This is a genomic window from Streptomyces sp. NPDC048441 (genome assembly GCF_043200235.1).
Classification (GTDB): Bacteria; Actinomycetota; Actinomycetes; order Streptomycetales; family Streptomycetaceae; genus Streptomyces.
In genome coordinates, this window is sequence record NZ_JBICXM010000022.1 from 102,473 (window position 1) to 119,581 (window position 17,109).

The 17,109-nt window shown below is 72.0% G+C and carries 16 protein-coding genes; 8 read left to right on the forward strand and 8 right to left on the reverse strand.

Annotated features, from left to right (window positions below; translation table 11 throughout):
• Positions 1–97: 97 nt before the first annotated feature.
• The gene (locus ACGFSB_RS36370; RefSeq protein WP_393408558.1) at positions 98–1,375 is read left to right on the forward strand and encodes a molybdopterin-dependent oxidoreductase; all 1,278 of its coding nucleotides are present in this window, start codon (positions 98–100) and stop codon (positions 1,373–1,375) included.
• 331 nt (positions 1,376–1,706) lie between these two features.
• On the opposite strand, the gene ACGFSB_RS36375 is transcribed toward ACGFSB_RS36370, so the two are convergent.
• From ACGFSB_RS36375 to ACGFSB_RS36385, 3 genes are read right to left on the reverse strand one after another with little or no spacing between them, the layout of a single operon-like run.
• Positions 1,707–2,546, reverse strand: coding sequence for a class I SAM-dependent DNA methyltransferase (locus ACGFSB_RS36375; protein ID WP_393408560.1), 840 nt, complete (start codon positions 2,544–2,546; stop codon positions 1,707–1,709).
• On the reverse strand, positions 2,543–3,247 hold the full coding sequence (locus ACGFSB_RS36380; RefSeq protein ID WP_393408562.1) for a DUF2064 domain-containing protein: 705 nt from the start codon (positions 3,245–3,247) through the stop codon (positions 2,543–2,545). Before ACGFSB_RS36380 ends, ACGFSB_RS36375 begins: the two co-directional genes overlap by 4 nt.
• Positions 3,244–3,921 carry a glycosyltransferase family 2 protein gene (locus tag ACGFSB_RS36385; protein WP_393408608.1) on the reverse strand — a complete coding sequence of 226 codons (678 nt, stop codon included), beginning with the start codon at positions 3,919–3,921 and terminating at the stop codon, positions 3,244–3,246. The genes ACGFSB_RS36380 and ACGFSB_RS36385 overlap by 4 nt, the downstream gene beginning before the upstream one ends.
• Before the next feature lie 208 nt (positions 3,922–4,129).
• On the opposite strand from ACGFSB_RS36385, the gene ACGFSB_RS36390 reads away from it, so the two are divergent.
• Both ACGFSB_RS36390 and ACGFSB_RS36395 read left to right on the forward strand, forming a co-directional pair.
• Positions 4,130–4,939 (forward strand): response regulator transcription factor, encoded by an 810-nt coding sequence (locus ACGFSB_RS36390; protein ID WP_393408565.1) that lies wholly within the window; start codon positions 4,130–4,132, stop codon positions 4,937–4,939.
• Positions 4,936–6,054 (forward strand): sensor histidine kinase, encoded by a 1,119-nt coding sequence (locus tag ACGFSB_RS36395; RefSeq protein WP_393408568.1) that lies wholly within the window; start codon positions 4,936–4,938, stop codon positions 6,052–6,054. The genes ACGFSB_RS36390 and ACGFSB_RS36395 overlap by 4 nt, the downstream gene beginning before the upstream one ends.
• A 38-nt stretch (positions 6,055–6,092) precedes the next feature.
• Here ACGFSB_RS36395 and ACGFSB_RS36400 read toward each other — a convergent pair whose 3' ends face one another.
• Positions 6,093–7,148, reverse strand: coding sequence for an NAD-dependent epimerase/dehydratase family protein (locus tag ACGFSB_RS36400; protein ID WP_393408570.1), 1,056 nt, complete (start codon positions 7,146–7,148; stop codon positions 6,093–6,095).
• 185 nt (positions 7,149–7,333) lie between these two features.
• On the opposite strand from ACGFSB_RS36400, the gene ACGFSB_RS36405 reads away from it, so the two are divergent.
• Both ACGFSB_RS36405 and ACGFSB_RS36410 read left to right on the forward strand, forming a co-directional pair.
• The gene (locus ACGFSB_RS36405; protein WP_393408573.1) at positions 7,334–8,083 is read left to right on the forward strand and encodes a hypothetical protein; all 750 of its coding nucleotides are present in this window, start codon (positions 7,334–7,336) and stop codon (positions 8,081–8,083) included.
• 197 nt (positions 8,084–8,280) lie between these two features.
• Positions 8,281–8,874, forward strand: a complete 594-nt coding sequence (locus tag ACGFSB_RS36410) for a sigma-70 family RNA polymerase sigma factor (protein ID WP_393408575.1) — start codon at positions 8,281–8,283, stop codon at positions 8,872–8,874.
• A 44-nt stretch (positions 8,875–8,918) separates the two neighbouring features.
• On the opposite strand, the gene ACGFSB_RS36415 is transcribed toward ACGFSB_RS36410, so the two are convergent.
• Positions 8,919–10,691 (reverse strand): BTAD domain-containing putative transcriptional regulator, encoded by a 1,773-nt coding sequence (locus tag ACGFSB_RS36415; protein ID WP_393408577.1) that lies wholly within the window; start codon positions 10,689–10,691, stop codon positions 8,919–8,921.
• A 247-nt stretch (positions 10,692–10,938) separates the two neighbouring features.
• On the opposite strand from ACGFSB_RS36415, the gene ACGFSB_RS36420 reads away from it, so the two are divergent.
• Positions 10,939–11,529 (forward strand): hypothetical protein, encoded by a 591-nt coding sequence (locus ACGFSB_RS36420; RefSeq protein WP_393408579.1) that lies wholly within the window; start codon positions 10,939–10,941, stop codon positions 11,527–11,529.
• Positions 11,530–11,544: 15 nt separating this feature from the next.
• On the opposite strand, the gene ACGFSB_RS36425 is transcribed toward ACGFSB_RS36420, so the two are convergent.
• From ACGFSB_RS36425 to ACGFSB_RS36435, 3 genes are all read right to left on the reverse strand, one after another.
• Positions 11,545–13,209 carry an amidohydrolase gene (locus tag ACGFSB_RS36425; protein ID WP_393408582.1) on the reverse strand — a complete coding sequence of 555 codons (1,665 nt, stop codon included), beginning with the start codon at positions 13,207–13,209 and terminating at the stop codon, positions 11,545–11,547.
• 39 nt (positions 13,210–13,248) lie between these two features.
• Positions 13,249–14,103: a mycofactocin-coupled SDR family oxidoreductase gene (locus ACGFSB_RS36430; RefSeq protein ID WP_393408584.1), complete on the reverse strand. Its 855-nt coding sequence runs from the start codon at positions 14,101–14,103 to the stop codon at positions 13,249–13,251.
• Between the two features lie 63 nt (positions 14,104–14,166).
• Positions 14,167–15,030, reverse strand: coding sequence for a helix-turn-helix domain-containing protein (locus ACGFSB_RS36435; protein WP_393408586.1), 864 nt, complete (start codon positions 15,028–15,030; stop codon positions 14,167–14,169).
• A 223-nt stretch (positions 15,031–15,253) separates the two neighbouring features.
• On the opposite strand from ACGFSB_RS36435, the gene ACGFSB_RS36440 reads away from it, so the two are divergent.
• The gene (locus ACGFSB_RS36440) at positions 15,254–16,144 is read left to right on the forward strand and encodes an ABC transporter ATP-binding protein (protein WP_393408610.1); all 891 of its coding nucleotides are present in this window, start codon (positions 15,254–15,256) and stop codon (positions 16,142–16,144) included.
• Entirely contained in the window at positions 16,141–16,989 is an 849-nt protein-coding gene (locus ACGFSB_RS36445; protein WP_393408588.1) for an ABC transporter permease, read from the forward strand. Before ACGFSB_RS36440 ends, ACGFSB_RS36445 begins: the two co-directional genes overlap by 4 nt.
• Positions 16,990–17,109 lie beyond the last annotated feature (120 nt).

The following is a 17,109-nucleotide window of genomic DNA, read 5'->3' on the forward strand; positions in this document are numbered from 1 at the left end:
CGTCATGAGTCGCGGGCCCGTCCACGCAGGTGGTGCGGCATACGGTCGGCGCAGGGCGGCGGAACCCACCGCCGCGCGTGACCGCCGAGGAAGCGACATGGGCGACGACCTGCCACGGACCGAGCCACGTTACGGCTCCCCCTCTTCTCCTCTACCCCCGTCTTCGCCGGGCTTCTGGCGCAGCCCTCTGCGCGGGACCTGGTTCACCGCGGTGCTCGGTGTCGTCCTCCTGTTCGGCATCACGCTGCTCTTCGTGACGGGCCTCCTGTCGTACGCCGCGTACAACCCGGACCTCTCGCCGGTCAACGACAAGACGCCGGACAAGGGCCTGCTCGGCTTCTACCTCTTCTCCTGGCCGACCGATCCGCACTGGCTCTACCGCCTCACCCAGGGCCTGCACGTCACCGTCGGCATCACGCTGATCCCGGTCCTGCTCGCCAAGCTGTGGTCGGTGATCCCGAAGCTGTTCGAGCTGCCGCCGGTGCGTTCCGTGGGACACGCACTCGAACGGATCTCGCTGCTGCTGCTCGTGGGCGGCGCGCTGTTCGAGTTCGTGACCGGGGTGCTCAACGTCCAGCTGGAGTACCTCTTCCCCGGCTCGTTCTACCCCCTGCACTTCTACGGCGCCTGGGTGTTCTTCGGCGCCTTCGTGGCACATGCGGCGCTCCGGATGCCGCTCGCGGTGCGGACGCTGCGGGCGGGCGGGCTGCGGGATCGGCTGCGTACGGACGACACGCCCGCCACCGGCTCGACGATGTCCCGCAGGGGCGCGCTCGGCCTGGTCGGCGGTGGCTCCGCGCTGCTGCTCGTGACGACGGCGGGGCAGAGCTTCGACGGGGCGCCGCGCCGGACGGCCCTCTTCGCGCCGCACGGCGGCGGCGAACCGGGGACGGGGCCGAGCGGCTTCCAGATCAACAAGTCGGCCGGGATGGTGGGGATCAGGCCCGCCGACACGGGCGAGGCCTGGCGGCTGGTCGTCAGCGGCCGGGACGGTCGCGAACTGCGCCTGTCCCGCGCCGACTTGCTGAGTCTCGCTCAGCACAGCGCGGCGCTCCCCATCGCGTGCGTGGAGGGCTGGTCGACGTCGGACCAGTGGTGGCGAGGAGTCCGGCTGCGGGACCTCGCCGCGCTTGCCGGATACGAGGATGCCGAGGCGCCCGCGGTCCTCGTCGAATCGCTCCAGCTGCGCGGGTCCTTCCGTAAGGCGGCACTCCGCGAGAACCAGGTCCGCGACCCGCGTTCGCTGCTCGCGCTCCAGGTGAACGGCGTGGATCTGACCCCCGATCACGGCTATCCGGCACGGATCATCGTCCCTGCGGCGCCCGGTGTCCTGAACACCAAGTGGGTGGCCCGGCTGACCTTTGGAGAGCTGTGATGACCAGCGGCGCGGTCCTGCACGGAATCCGGCGCTGGTATGGAGAGGGGCCGCTCCAACTCCTCCTCCTGCTCGCCTCGTTCGCGCTCGCCGGCTACGCCGGGGTGCGGCTCCTGGCGGACGACTGGGTGGGGGTGGCGGCTTGGTTCGTCGGTGCGGCGCTGCTGCACGATCTGGTGCTGCTGCCGCTCTACGCCCTGGCCGACCGTGCCGTGCAGGCCGGACTCGGCGGGCCGCGCCGGGACCTGGTCAACTTCGTCCGGGTCCCGGCGGCCTTCTCCCTGCTGCTCCTGCTCGTGTGGTTCCCGCTGATCACCGGGCAGGTGGCGCGCTACGAGCCGGCCACGGGCCTGCCCGCGGACGTGTTCCTCGCGCGCTGGCTGCTGGTGACGGCGGCGTTGTTCGGGGGCTCGGCGCTGTGGCTGCTTCGTCGGAGGCTCCGTATGTCGGGTGCGTCGCGTGCGTCGCGTACGTCGCGTGCGTCGCGTACGTTCCTTCGGCGGCGCCGCAGCGCGACGAAGGAACGCCCGCCGACGATCCACTGATCGGTGAGGCGCCAGCCGGACGGGCGAGCGTGCCGCAGCAGGGCGGGGGTGCCGAGCCGGGCCCACGGGAAGGTGGCGCCCGCCGTGTCCCGGCCCCGTCCGTCGTCCACGTGGACCTGGACACGCTCGTCGATGTCCACCGGCGCGCTCTCCGCGACGAGGAGCCCGCCCGGGGCGAGCAGCCGCGCCGTACGGGCCAGCAGGGCAGCGGGATCGCCGCCGATGCCGATGTTGCCGTCGATGAGCAGGGCCGTGCCCCAACGCCCCTCGCCCGGCAGGGAGTCGAAGACGGAGCGACGCAGAGCCGTGCCGCCCAGGCGGAGCGTGCGGGCGACGGCCGCCTCGCTGATGTCGATGCCGAGGACCGGGTAGCCCAGGGCGGCAAGGGCGGCGACCAGGCGGCCGGGGCCGCAGCCGATGTCGAGCACCGGGCCCGTGCAGCGGCGCAGCGCGGAGAGATCGGCCGCGTCGGGGGCCGCGCACCAGCGTTCGACTTCCAGGGGGAGCAGCCAGCCGTCACTGCGGCGCAGGAAGAGCGGGCCGTGGCCGTTGCGCAGGGCGTCCGCGTACGGGTCGGCACGCCACGGGACGGCGTCGCGGCCGGTGGGCGGCACGGTGGTGCTCATCGGCGGACGGCCGTGGCGAGGGCGCCGAGCGCGGTGGCGAAGCGGCTGTCCGGCGCTTCGGCGGCGACGTGCCGCGCGTCGTCCGCGGTGTCGACGTCACGCAGTACCGGCAGGTCACGCACGCGCAGCCCCGCCGCCGTGAGGCGTGCGCGCTGGACGGCGCCGGTGGTGGGCACGGACATGGGGACCCCGCGCAGCAGTGCCGGGTCGGGCTCGGCGAGACCCAGGGCCCAGAAACCGCCGTCGACGGCGGGCCCGAACCACGCGTCGGCCTCCCGCCAGGCGTCGGGTCCGAGTGCCGGGGCGAGCAGCGCGGGGGACACCTGTGGGGTGTCCATGCCGATCAGGAGGGTGGGCCCCGTACACCCCGCGAACGCGGCGGCGAGGCGCTCGTCGAGACCGCCTGAGCACTGCGGTACGACGTCGAAGCCGCGCGGCAGCCAGGGCCCCGCGGCCCCGTCCAGCACCAGGACGCGCCGCCGTGCGGGCGCCGCGAGCACGGCGTACAGGGTGTCGCGCAGCGAGGCCTCGGCGAGGCGGGCTGCCTCCTGCGGCGTGCAGGGCGGGGTGAGCCGGGTCTTCACGCGGCCGGGGAGTGGCTCCTTGGCGATGACGACGAGGGTGGTGGAGCCCGCACGGGAGTCCGCGCGGTCATATGTGTGAGAGTCCGTACGGGAGCCCTTCGGCCGGTGCGCGTTCATCGGGCATCCCCGGCCTCGCGCACGGCCGGGCCGGACACGGGCCGCTCGGCGAGCACACCCCGCATGTCGCGGACCGCGTGCCACGTTCCGCGCCAGGTGCCTGTGACCTTGGATTTGCCGGTGCGGGGCAGGTAGGGCACGTCCCGCTCCTCGATCCGCCAGCCCGCGTCGGCGGCCCGTACGACCATCTGCAGGGGGTAGCCGCTGCGGCGGTCGGTGAGGCCGAGGGCGAGCAGCGCCTCGCGCCCGGCGGCCCGCATCGGGCCCAGGTCGTGCAGGCGTACACCGGTGCGCCGCCGCAGCATCCGGGCGAGCACCGCGTTGCCCACGCGGGCGTGCGGTGGCCAGGCGCCCGGCCCCTGCGGGCGACGTCGGCCCACCACCAAGTCGGCCTCCCTCGCGTCGACTTGGCGTACGAAGGAGGCGAGGAGCCCCGGATCGAGCGAGGCGTCGCAGTCGCAGAAGCAGACGATATCCGCGGTGGCCGCCGCGAGGCCCGCGTGGCAGGCGGCACCGAAACCGCGCCGCGGCTCGTGTACGACGGTGGCACCGAGGGAGCGGGCGATCTCCGCCGAGCCGTCGGTGGAGCCGTTGTCCACCACGATCGCGCGCCAGCCCGCGGGGACGCGATCGAGCACCCAGGGGAGCGCGGCGGCCTCGTCGAGGCAGGGCAGGACGACGTCGGCCCGCGGGGCACGGGCGCCGGGCGCGTCCGTCGCTTCCGGCGGATTCTCTGGAAGGGGGGAGGAGAGGTTCACGCGCTTCACCCTACGAAGCAGAAGCGGACATATCGGACAACAGGTTCTTACGAAACGGGGACGTCGGCACGCGGGACGCCACCGGACGCGCCGCCCGGCCGGGTGCGGTGCGAGGCTGGGCGGTATGCAGACACCACCGCAGGGCGGCGAGCTCCGTGTACTCGTCGTGGACGACGACCTGACCGTCGCCGAGGTCGTCACGGGCTATCTGGAGCGCGCCGGGTACGGAGTCGACCGTGCCGGGGACGGCCCCACGGCACTGGAGCGCGCCGCCGCCCGCCGCCCCGACCTGGTGGTGCTCGACCTGATGCTGCCCGGCATGGACGGCCTCGAGGTCTGCCGCAGGCTGCGTGCGCGGGGCCCGGTGCCGGTCATCATGCTCACCGCGCGTGGCGACGAGGACGACCGGATCCTGGGGCTCGAGATAGGGGCGGACGACTACGTGACCAAGCCGTTCAGCCCGCGGGAACTGGTCCTGCGGGTCGAGTCGGTCCTGCGCCGCAGCGGCTCGGCCACCGTCGGCCGCCCCCTCGCGCCGCTGCGCACGGCGGGCCTCTCCCTCGACCCATCGGCCCGCCGCGCCACCAAGGGCGGCACGGAACTGGCCCTCACTGTCCGGGAGTTCGACCTCCTGGCCTTCTTCATGCGCCACCCGGGCCGCGCGTTCGGCCGCGAGGATCTGATGCGGGAGGTCTGGGGCTGGGACTTCGGCGACCTGTCGACGGTCACGGTCCACGTCCGCAGGCTCCGCGCCAAGATCGAGGACGACCCGGCGAGGCCGCGGCTGATCCAGACGGTGTGGGGCGTGGGGTACCGCCTGACGGCACCGGAGGGGGCGGCGCCGGACGAAGCCGAACCGAGCGCCACCCCGCCCCCGTCCCTGCCTTCGCCTCCGTCCCCGTTCCTGCCCTCGCCCCCCGGCAGCCCCTCATGAACGACACCCTCCTCATCGCCCTCTACGCCTTCCTCGGAGCCGCCGCCGCGGGGCTGCTCGGTGCGTTGCTGCTTCGCGTGTTCCGGCGGCGGTCGCTCGTCGTGTCGTTGGCCGTCGTCGCCGGGGTCGCGGTGACCGCCATGCTGGCCGGGACGCTCGTGGTGGCGTGGGCGATGTTTCTCTCGCCGCACGACCTGAGCGTCGTGACGACCGTGGTCGCCATGGCCGCCGTCGTCTCGCTGGCCACCGCCCTGCTGCTCGGGCGCTGGGTCGTCGCCCGGAGCAAGGCGCTGACCCTCGCGGCCCGTTCCTTCGGGGACGGCGGTGACTTCGCGGCCCCCGGCATCCCCGCCACCGCGGAACTCGCCGATCTCACCCGTGAGCTGGAGTCCACCAGCGCCCGGCTCGCCGAGTCGAGGGAGCGGGAGCGTGCCCTGGAGACCTCGCGGCGGGAACTCGTCGCCTGGATCTCGCACGACCTGCGCACCCCCCTCGCCGGTCTGCGCGCCATGTCGGAGGCCCTGGAGGACGGTGTGGCCTCCGACCCCGACCGCTATCTGCGCCAGATCCGTACCGAGGTCGAGCGCCTGAACGGCATGGTCGGCGACCTCTTCGAACTCTCCCGCATCCACGCGGGCGCCCTCGCGCTCTCGCCGTCGCGCGTCTCCGTGTACGACCTCGTCGGCGACGCCATCGCGGGGGCGGACCCCCTCGCCCGCGAACACGGCGTACGCCTCGTGGGTAATCGGATCGATGCCGTCCCGGTCGAGGTCGACGGCAAGGAGATGAGCCGGGTGCTCGGCAATCTGCTGATCAACGCCATTCGGCGGACCCCCGCGGACGGCACCGTCGCCGTCGCCGCCGTGCGCTCGGACGACGGCGTGGTCCTCTCCGTCACGGACGGCTGCGGCGGCATCCCCGAGGAGGATCTGCCCCGCGTCTTCGACACCGGCTGGCGTGGCACCCACGCCCGTACGCCCCCGGCGGGCGCCGGTCTGGGCCTCGCCATCGTGCGCGGCATCGTCGAGGCCCACCAGGGCAGCGCGGCCGTACGCAACGTGGCGGGCGGGTGCTGCTTCGAGGTGATGCTGCCGGCGGCGGCGCAGGGAACGTAGGAACATAGCGCTGCCGGACAGCACCTCACCCCCTCCTCTCAACCTCGCAACGACGCCGCCGCGAACTCCCGCATCCCCGAAGCGAAGTCCACCTCCGGCTGCCACCCGAGATCGGCGCGGAGCCGTGCCGAGTCCGCCGTCACATGGCGGACGTCGCCCAGGCGGTACTCGCCCGTGACCACAGGGGCCGGACCCCCGTACGCCGAAGCGAGCGCGTCGGCCATCTCGCCGACCGTGTGCGGATCGCCGCTGCCGGTGTTGTACGCGGTGAAGGCGCCGGTGGCCCCGCCCCGCATCGCGTCGAGCGCCACCGCGTTCGCCGCGGCCACATCGCGCACATGGACGAAGTCCCTGCGCTGGCGGCCGTCCTCGAAGACGCGCGGGGCCTCACCGGCGGCGAGGGACGAGCGGAAGAAGGAGGCGACGCCCGCATAGGGGGTGTCGCGCGGCATCCCGGGGCCGTAGACGTTGTGGTAGCGCAGCGACACCGCACGGCCGTCCGTCGCACGAGCCCATGCCGCCGCCAGATGCTCCTGCGCGAGCTTCGTCGTGGCGTACACATTACGCGGGTCCGTGGGCGCGTCCTCGCCGACCAGGCCCGGCGTCAACTCCGCGCCGCAGGACGGACAGCGGGGCTCGAAGCGGCCCGCCGCCAGATCCGCCGCCGCGCGCGGTCCGGGCCGGACCACGCCGTGCCGGGCGGTGCAGGCGTAGCGCCCCTCTCCGTAGACCACCATCGAACCGGCGAGCACAAGGTCCTTGACGCCCGTCCGGGCCATGGCAGCCAGGAGTACCGCTGTGCCCAGGTCGTTGCAGGAGACGTACTCGGGCGCGTCGGCGAAGTCCTTGCCGAGGCCGACCATCGCCGCCTGGTGGCAGACCGCGTCGATGCCGCGCAACGCGCCGGTCACGGCGTCCGCGTCCCGCACGTCGCCGAAGATCAGCTGGTCCCCCGCGCGAGGCTCCGGCGGCGGCCCGGAGTGCGCCGAAGCGAGCAACGCGTCGAATACGACGACGTCGTGCCCGCGCGCCACGAGCGCGTCGACGATCTGAGATCCGATGAACCCGGCGCCGCCGGTGACGAGTACACGCATGACCCACACGCTAGGCCGCCCCCACCCGTTCCGCGCCGCGCCGAAGGCTCATGTCACCGGTCCGTAAGATCCACCGATCCACCGAGGGTCCTGGCCCTGAGTCCTCGGGGCCAGGTGAGCGAGGTGGGTTCATTTCGCGTACCCGTCCGTGAAAGGAGTGACGCGGATGCAAAGATGAGCCCGCCATGACTGCTGGGCGGTGTTCTCGCGCGCTACGGGCTGCGGTGTTCGCGGCCGTCTGTGTGCTGCTCGCTGCCCTGGGGCACGTGATGATGTCGGGAACCCCGGTGCCCTGGTGGGTGCTTGGTGCCGGAGCCGTCGGTGTCGGTGGCACGGCTCTGGCCCTTGCCGGGCGCGAGCGGGGGCTGCCGCTCGTCGTTTCTGTGGCGGTGGCCGCGCAGGCCGCGCTGCACTCCGGCTTCTCCCTGGCGCAGGCCGCCGCTCAGCCCCGGCCTCCGGGTGGGGCTTCTCTGGTGCGGCGCTGGGTTCAGTACGTGTTGTGCGGGGCGCCTGCGGGTGCCGACTCGATGGGGACGGGCCAGGGCTCGGCCATGTCCGCCGCGATGCCAGGGTCCCCGTCCGCGCCCGTGCCCGCCATGCCCTCGATGAAATCCTCCATGGACCACGTGGACCACATGAGTGGCGGCCACGACATGGCCGGGATGTCGCCGACCGGCATGATCGCCGCCCACCTCGTCGCAGCTCTCCTCTGCGGCCTCTGGCTCGCGCACGGCGAGCGCGCCGCCTTCCGCATCGCGCGCGCCTTCGCCGGATGGCTCGTCGCCCCGCTGCGTGTACCCCTCGCGGTGCCCGCGCCCGCCCACCGGCCACGGGTCCGACCTCAACGGCGCCGCCAGGCCCGCAGCCCGCGGCAGTTCCTTCTCGTGCACGCCATCACTTCTCGGGGTCCGCCCACGGGGACCGCTGTCGCCTGACAGCCGGCTTCCCGACGCCGTTTCCGTGCGCCTCGCCGCGCACCCGGACGGCGGCTCGGGCATCGGTCGTGCGCACATCGCGCGGCCGTACTTCCCCCATCACCGGACCCGCTGGACCCGCCGGACGCGCGTACGTACGGCCGTACGGCGCATCCGTCCAGTCCCTCCGGGCTCCGGATTCCCGAGAAGGACACCAGGTGATCATTCCTGCCCTGCCCAGCTCACCCGACGAGTCGATAACGGCCTGGGCGCTCGCCGCCGGCGCCGGTGACCCCGAAGCCGTCGAGCACTTCGTACGCGCCCTGCACCGGGACGTCCGCCGGTACGTGACGTACCTCGGCGGCGACCCGCAGGCCGCCGACGACCTGACCCAGGACACGTTCCTGCGGGCCCTCGGCAGCCTGCACCGCTTCGAGGGACGCTCATCGGCCCGTACGTGGCTGTTGTCCATCGCCCGGCGGGCGGTGATCGACAGTCTTCGGCACGCCGCGGCCAGGCCCCGTCTCTCCGACACGGACGACTGGCAGTCCGCCGCGGAGCGGGCACAGCCGAGGGGCCTGCCGGGCTTCGACGACGGGGTGGTCCTCGCCGACCTCCTCGCGGCGCTGCCCGACGAACGGCGTGAAGCGTTCGTCCTCACCCAGCTCCTTGGGCTGCCCTACGCGGAAGCCGCGCTGCTCACCGGATGTCCGGTGGGCACGATCCGCTCGCGGGTGGCACGCGCCCGGCTCTCGCTGATGGAGCGGCTGCGGGAAGCGGAGCGCCCGGCGCTGGTGGGCGCGGCGGTCTGACGCGCCGCACGGCCGCCCGGCCTTCACGCCGGGCGGCCGTCCCTTCAGCCCTCCCGCTTCCCGCTCTTCCCGCTCTCGTCGCTCGTCCCGGCGAGGTCGGCGCGGGCGGCGCGCACCTCGTCCACGGCCTGCCGGTGTCCGCCCTCGTGGGCGCAGTGCTCGGCGCGGTCGAGGAGGACGCGAGCCCGGTCCGGATCGGCTGCCGTCCGCACACGGGCGAGCGCCGTGAGGGCGAAGGCGAGCACCGTCCCGCCGAACGGCTCGGCGAGCCCGACGGCCGCGTGCGCCAGCTGCTCCGCCTCGTCGGTCTCGCCCAGCAGCAGATGGAGCTCGGCGAGGTTGGCGCGCTCGAAGGCGGTGGCGGTGGGCCGCCCGGCCTGCTCGGCGAGAGTGAGGGCCCGCCGCCCGTGGTCCAGCGCCTTGCGGTGCTGCCCCGCGCGGCGGGCGTTCTCGCGGAGGACGGACAGAACGGTCGCCAGGAGAGCCGGATCGCCGGATTCCTCGGCTGGTGGGAGCGCTTGCTCGGCGGGCGCGATGGCGTCCTCGTGGCGGCCCAGCAGACCGTGGCAGACGGCCTGTTGGGCGAGTGCTCGGGCGAGCAGGGAGGGATGCCCGGCCTGATCGATCTGCCCGGCCGCGCTCAAGGGCGCCCCCAGCGCCGCCTCGGCAGCCCGCGCCGCCGCGAGCCCCGCCTCGTACCGCCCCTCGTGGAACACGATCATCGACTCCGCCATGCGGTGCGCCGCCCGCACGTCCGCCGCGGCGCCAGGCGCCGGCGGATGGGCGTCGAGAACGGTGTGGGCCTCCTGGGGCGTCGCCGTGTGGGCCAGGATCTCCGCGAGGCGGGTGGCGGTCAACGTACAGGCGTCGGGGCTGTGTTGGAGTTCGTACGACGCCAACGCCTCCCGCAGGACTCGGATCGCCTCCGCGTAGCGGCCCGAACGCTCCAGGGTGCGGGCCCAGTCGACGCGCACCCGTGCCGCGTCCGCGGCGGGCTCCGGTGCCGGAGGGTGGTCGAGAGCCGCGCGGTGGAGTCGCGCCGTCTCGGGGCCCGGACGCGCTCCGGGTTCGGCGGAGTCGACGGCCGCCGCGCACAGCTCGTACTGACGGACCGCCGCACGCCGCATCCCCTGCCGCAGAAACGCACCGATCAGTACGCGGTGAGCCCGCTCCTCCGCAGGAACCGACTCCAACAGGAGTCGCGCGGTGGCGCACGCCTCCTGCGTCTCACCCGCCGTGAGCTGGGCCTCCGCGAGGGCGAGTGCGGCCCGGTTCCGCAGCTGGGTCAGATGCGCGCGGTGCGGCTCGGTCCAGGGGGCGTAGCGGTCCTCGGGGAGCAGCTCTCCGGTGAACGCGGCTAGTGCCGTGGCCAGTTGAGGCACTCCGCCGTCGGAGAGGGCGCTTTCGGCCAGGGACGCGGCGCGGTCGGTGTCGACCTGGACCGCGTCCGGGGCCAGGCGCAGCAAGGCCCCGTCGGTCACCAGATAGGAGGACGCCGAACGTGGCGTGAGTTCGGGTTCCAGGGTGTGCCGGGCTGCGTGAAGTGCTACCCGCAAATTTCGCTGGGCGGCCGGGAGTTCGGCGTGCGGCCAGCATTCCGCCATGAGGTGCTCGCGGTGCAACTGATGTCCCGGGGCGAGAGCGAGCAGTTTCACCAGCGTCCGGGCGCTGGGGCGCGGCCAGCGCTCGGCGGGCGGCTCGCCGCCGACCCGTTCCGCCCGGAATCCGCCGAGCAGCCGGATGCGGAGCACAGGGGGAGTGGCGCCGGGGCTCCCCTGAGTGTCGTACGCGTGTGCTGTCCCGCCCGTTCCGCCCATGAGGGCAGTCACTCTAACCGCTCGGCTCCACGGGCCTGTTACTGGCGGATTACTGGCCGGATCCCGCCCCTCGTCGCGGCAGGTCAGACACGGGCGGCGCAACTGATCGCGTCGACTTCGACCATCGCGCCACTGGCCTGCGGGAACGCGTTGACCTGCGCGGAAAGCCTCCCGAGGATATGTCTCGATTCCGACCACGATCTCGATTCCGATCCGACCACACCTGCCGTCCCCTCCTGGAGGAAGCGTGAAGCGTTCCCAAGCCCTTGCCGTGGGCGTCGCGTTGCTGCTGTCGGGCAGTGCCGTGGTGGCCAACGCCGCCGACGGTCCCGCCGCGCCCGCGTCCGGACAGCACACCGCCAAGCGCCTCTCCGCCGACGCCGCTTGGTGCGAGCAGCAGGGCGGCTCCGCGCAGAAGCAGGTTCCGTACTACACCAAGACCGGAACCCAGATCGTCCAGCTCGGCGGCGAGCGCGAGATGTGTGTCTTCACCGGAAAGGACGGCACCAGGATCACGATCGGCGCCGACTCCCTCGCCGCCGACAAGCCCACGCTGGCCGCGCTCGCCTACATCCACAAGCCCGCCGACCCGGGCGGCCACCCCGGCAACCCGTCCATCGGCTACTGCCAGTCCATCAACGGCACCGCCATGTACGGCCCGAAGGCGACGGACGGCGGCGGCTGGGCCAAGAAGGGCGAGACCAACCCCTCGAACGTCGTCTCCGCCTGCATGTTCGGCGACGGTTCGGTGATCGACGCCTGGGGGCTCAAGTACCACTCGGGAGACGTGATCCGTGGCGCGGACCTGACGAAGAAGTTCCGCGCGGACATCCCGTAGGCCTGCTTCGCCTCGTCACGACGCCCCCGCGTCGAAGACCAGCTCACCTTCGATGAACGTCATCTTGACTTCGGTGGTGTGAACTTGAGTGAGCTGTGCTTCGAAGGGGTTCTGGTCGACGACGATGATGTCGGCGATCATGCCCGGTTCGATGCGCCCGACGCGGTTCGCCATGCCTTCCTGGCGTGCGGAGTTGACCGTGAACAGGTCGAAGGCCTGTGCCAGCGTGATGGCTTGGGCAGCGCCGAAACATTCGGCGCTGCCCCCCGGCTCCTGCCGGGTGACGAGCGTCTCGATGGCGGACCACGGGTTCACCGACGGCACGACGCACCAGTCGGAGCCCGGCACGACCAGGGCGCGGGCTTCGAGCATCTCGCGCACCGGCCATGCGCGTTCGACTGCTTCCAGGCCGACGGCCGCCGCGATGTCGGAGCAGATGGGGGAGGGCTGCCACAAGTAGGGAGAGACTTCGAACGTCGCGCCGATCCGCGACGCGCGCTCGATGTCGCTCTTCGCCACGAACGTACAGTGCCCTACGTTGTGCATGTATGGGCTGTGCCCGTTGGCCGTGCGGGCGGCCTCGATGGCGTCAAGTGCCGCCCTGACCGCCGCATCGCCTGCCGCGTGGAACTTGACCGTGATGCCCATCTGATCGAATCGGGTCACCGCCTGATCGAGGACTGCCGGCGCGATCGCGAGCATTCCGTGCCGGCCGGCGTCGGCGTCGCGTCCCTCCACTGTGTTTTTGTACGGTTCGATCATCGCCGCGGTGTGGCTGTCGGTCGGTACCCCGTCGAGGAAGATCTTCACGCAGTCGGGCGCGATGTGGCCGCTCGCGTAGAGGTTTCGTGCGGTGATCACGTCCTCACACGCGGGGTCGTAGGGGGACCACACGAGACTGAGGCGCACGCGCTGCCTGACGGCTCCGCGCGCGGCGAGACGGGTGTAGGCACGCAGCTCGGCTCGCGGCCCGGCAGTGAACCCGACGGCTGCTTCGGTGAACGACGTGATCCCGTAGGAGAGCATTTCTTCGAGAGCCCACTCAAGAGCCGACTCGACCTCGTCGTCGGACGGTTTGGGGGCCGAGGCGGCGAGCAGATCGGCGGCGGTCTCGCGTTGTATGCCGCTCGGATTGCCCGCGGCGTCCCGCTCGAAGATGCCACCTGCCGGGTCGGGTGTGCCGGGGCCGATCCCGGCGATCCCGAGTGCCGCACTGTTCGCCCAGGAGCTGTGTCCGCTGGTGTCCTCCAGGAGGACGGGATGGGCGGGGGCGACAGCATCGAGGATCGTCCGGTCCGGGACGGTGCCGAGCGCGGATGTGTCCCACTGCCCGCCGAGGACCCATGCGCCGGGGGCGGCCCGGGACACGTGCTCGGCCACGATGCGGAGGGTGTCGGCCAGGCTCGAGCCCTGCGGGACTTTGCAGCGGCGTTCGCGGATTCCGGCGTAGATCGGGTGCACGTGCAGGTCGTGCAGGCCGGGAAGGACGGTGTCGCCTGCCAGGTCCACCATCCGCGTGTCCGGTCCGCGCCGGCGCAGCACGTCCTCGCGGCCGCCGACCATGTCGATGACACCGGCCCGCACGGCGAGCGCTTGGGCCCAGCCCGACGATGTCTTGACATGCCCGTCCACCAAAATCGTATCCGCGTACTGATCGGTCATGGCGGTCTGATCGGTCATGGCGCTCCACCTCTCGCTCCGGCTCTGCGGCTCTGCGGCTCAGCGGCGGTTGATGAATCCTGCGTCGACGGGCAGCGTGACACCGGTGACGTAGCGGGCTTCGTCCGAGGCCAGCCACAGGACGGCATTCGACACGTCGACCGCTTCAACTGTGTCCACCGGAAGGGCATTTGGTGCCGTCTCCGACAGAATCGGGTCCTGGGCGACGAATTCGACGATGGCGGGGTCGGTGACCATGAGGGTGGCCACGCCGGTGGGGTGCACGGAGTTCACCCTGATGCTGTGCGGGGCGAGGTTGTTGGCGTACGTACGCATCAGACCGACCACACCGTGTTTGGAAGCGGCGTAGCCGAGGCCGCCGTTGCTCGCCCCGCCGATACCGACAAGGCCCGCGGTGGAACTGACGATCACGATCGAGCCGCCCTGTTCAGCGTCGATCATCGACGGGACGGCCACCTCGATGGTGTGAAAGGTGCCGGTGAGGTTGACGTCGATGGCGTCGTGCCACGCCTGCACCCTGTCCTCCACCAGTAACGGTGCGATCCCGGCGTTGGCGACCACGATGTCGATCTGCCCGAACTCGGCGAGCCCGGCGTCGTACGCCTCTTGGAGGGAGCCCCGGTCGCGTATGTCCGTCTGCCGCGCCACGACTCGACGGCCCAGGGCCCGTACTTCCCCGACCGCGTCGGACAGGTCCTCCGGTGTCGACTGCGGGTAGGGCACGGTGTCGACCGGCCGGCAGATGTCCACGATGACCAAGTCGGCGCCTTCTTCCGCCATCCGTCGAACGTGGCTGCGCCCGAGGCCTCCGGCAGCGCCGGTGACGAAGGCCACCTTGCCGTCGAGACGCCCCTTCGTTCCCCGAGTTTCCTCAGCTGGCATTTCGCGGGTCATGTCTGTGATGTACCGCGCGGCAGTCGGCCTGGCCAGGGGGGAACCGGCCGGGGCGGGTACCTCTCACCGCACGGCGGCGCCGCACGCCTCGAGCTGCGTCGGGGTGAGCCGGTCCCCTCCGGCCTGGTGGAGGGCGGCCGTCACGCGGTCCGGGGGCCAGTTCAGTGCGGTGGCCAGCCGGCCCTCCGTGAGCGGCGCGCCCGCGTGCCACAACGCGGCCAGTACGGTCAACGCGTCGTCCACGGCTCCCGCACCGCCGCTCATGTCGTCGCTGAGGGTCGAGAAGAACTGACTCATGTGGGCGAGCCTGGCCCCGGCGGGCGTCGCCGCGTCGAGGACGTCGACGCCTCGCTGAGCGGTGTCCGCCCACATGGCGTGCTGCTGGGCGCTCGTCATCCAGGACCGGAGCCAGACGTCGTCGTCGATGACGTACCGCTCGCGGCGGTGGTGGGGTTCGCGTACGCGGCGGATCACCTCGAGCCCTTCCAGATAGCCGACGGCCTTGGACACGGACGCCGGGCTGACCCGCAGCCGCTGGACGAGGTCGGCGGCGGTGAGGCTGCCGGAGTCGTCGGTGATCAGGCGGGCGAACACCCGCGCGGCCATCCTGGGCACCCCGGTCCTGACCATCAGCGCCGCGAGCTGCTCGGCGAAGTCGCGTACGGCATCGGGGTCACGGCCGTAGGCATCGGCGACGACGGCAGGTGCCCCCAGCGGGATGGCGCCGCGCCGCCTCGCCCGCCGTCCGGTGGCGAGGTGGGCGTGGTCGACGCGGTATCCATCGGGCCCGCCGTTGCGGGCCACCTCCCGGCTGATCGTCGAGGTCGGCCTGTCGAGGCGCCTGGCGATCTCGGCGTATCCGAGGCCATCGGCGAGGCCTGAGCCGATCTGCCGACGGTCCTGGTGGGTCAGCCTTCCTCCTGGCACGGGCGGGGGCCTCCTTCCCTTCAGACTCTTCAGTCTTGCGTTCAGCGGCAACTCCATTGCAACGTATCTCGGAATTCCCTTGCAGAGAACGCACCTTCGGCCAGTCCATCGTTGATGGACTGCTGAACGCAACGTAGCTTCGCCGATATCTGAACACCTACGGCGAGGGGCTGATGTGGCGACGACGAGCGAGGAGGTCGTGCTCGATGTCGAAGGGCTGCGTATGCGCTACGGCACGACCGACGTCCTGAACGATGTGACGTTCCAGGCGCGGCACGGGGAAGTGCTCGCTCTGCTCGGCCCGAACGGGGCGGGCAAGACCACCACCATCGAGATCATGGAAGGCTTCCGCATCCGCTCGGCGGGCCGTGTCGAGGTGCTCGGCACGGACCCGGCGCACGGCACCGAACAGTGGCGTGCCCGGCTCGGGGTAGTCCTTCAGTCCTGGCGTGACCACGGCAAGTGGCGGGTGCGTGAACTGCTCGCGCACCTCGGGACGTACTACGCCCCCTACTCCACCGACACGATCCGACGACCGTGGGACACCGACGAACTCATGGCCGCGGTCGGCCTGACCGCGCACGCGGGCAAGAAGATCAAGACGTTGTCCGGTGGGCAGCGACGCAGGCTGGACGTGGCGATCGGCATCGTGGGCCGCCCCGAGCTGCTGTTCCTCGACGAACCCACCGCGGGCTTCGACCCCGAGGCCAGACAGGAGTTCCACGAGCTCGTCCACCGGCTCGCCGACGATCACGAGACCACGATCCTGCTCACGACGCACGACCTGGACGAGGCGGACAAGCTGGCGGGACGCATCATGATCCTTTCGGGGGGACGGATCATCGCGGACGGTTCGGCGGAGGACCTGGCGCGCCGTATCACGGGGCAGGACGAGGTGCGCTGGACGCGCGACGGGCAGCACTTCGTGAAGTCGACGGCCGAATCGACGGCATTCGTACGCGGGTTGTTCGGTGAGTACGGCGATGCCGTGGGCGAACTCGAGGTCCGCAGGGCCTCGTTGGAGGACACCTATCTGGCGTTGGTACGCCAGGGTGATGCGGCGCCGCGTGAGCGCGAGTGTGAGCGCGAGTCCAGGAAGGCGGCCGCCCGGTGAACCCGAAGAGCGTGGCGGTACGGGCGGGTTGGACCCGCGGCCTGATCGAACTGCGGCAGTCGTTCACCAACGGCGGCGACGTGCTGTCCCACCTGCTCTGGCCGGTGCTGATGCTCACCGTCATGTTCTTCATGCGGGACACGGCGTTCGGTACGAGCGGTCTGCTGCTCGGTACCCTCGCCCTGCCGAGCATCCTGGGCATGAACGCGGCGATGGGCATGGTCAGCATGAGCCAGGCGCTCACCGCCGAACGTGAGGACGGCACCCTGCTGCGCGCCAAGGCGACGCCGAACGGGATGCCGGGCTACCTCGTGGGCAAGGTCGTCTCCGTGGCGGGCGGCCTGCTCGCCGACCTCGCGATCCTGCTGATCCCCGGCATCCTCATCATCGACGGCCTGTCGGCCGGCGGCCCCGGCTCCTGGCTGACGCTGGCCTGGGTCCTCGTCCTCGGCATGGTGGCGACGCTGCCCATCGGCGCGATCCTCGGCTCGGTGTTCACCAGCGCGCGCAGCCAGGGCCTCGTCCAGCTGCCGGTCCTCGGCATGATCGCGATCTCCGGCATCTTCTACCCGGTCACCGCCATGCCGGACTGGCTGCAATGGGTCGCCCAGGCGTTCCCCGTCTACTGGCTCGGCCTCGGCATGAGGTCGGCCCTGCTGCCGGACAGCGCGGCCGCCATCGAGATCGGCGACTCCTGGCGGCACTTGGAGACCGCGGGGGTGCTGGGAGCCTGCGCCGTGTTCGGCCTCCTCGTGGCCCCGGTCGTACTGCGCCGGATGGCACGCAGGGAGTCGGGATCGAGCGTGGCGAAGCGCAGGGAGAGGGCGCTGCGGCGGGTGGGGTAGCCCTCCGGACGCAGCGCCTCCGACTCCCTAGTGACCTGAGTCAGAGATTCGGTGGCAGTAGGCGGCGACTTTGTCGAGGATTTCGTCGGCGGTTTTCGTCCAGACGAAGGGTCGTGGGTG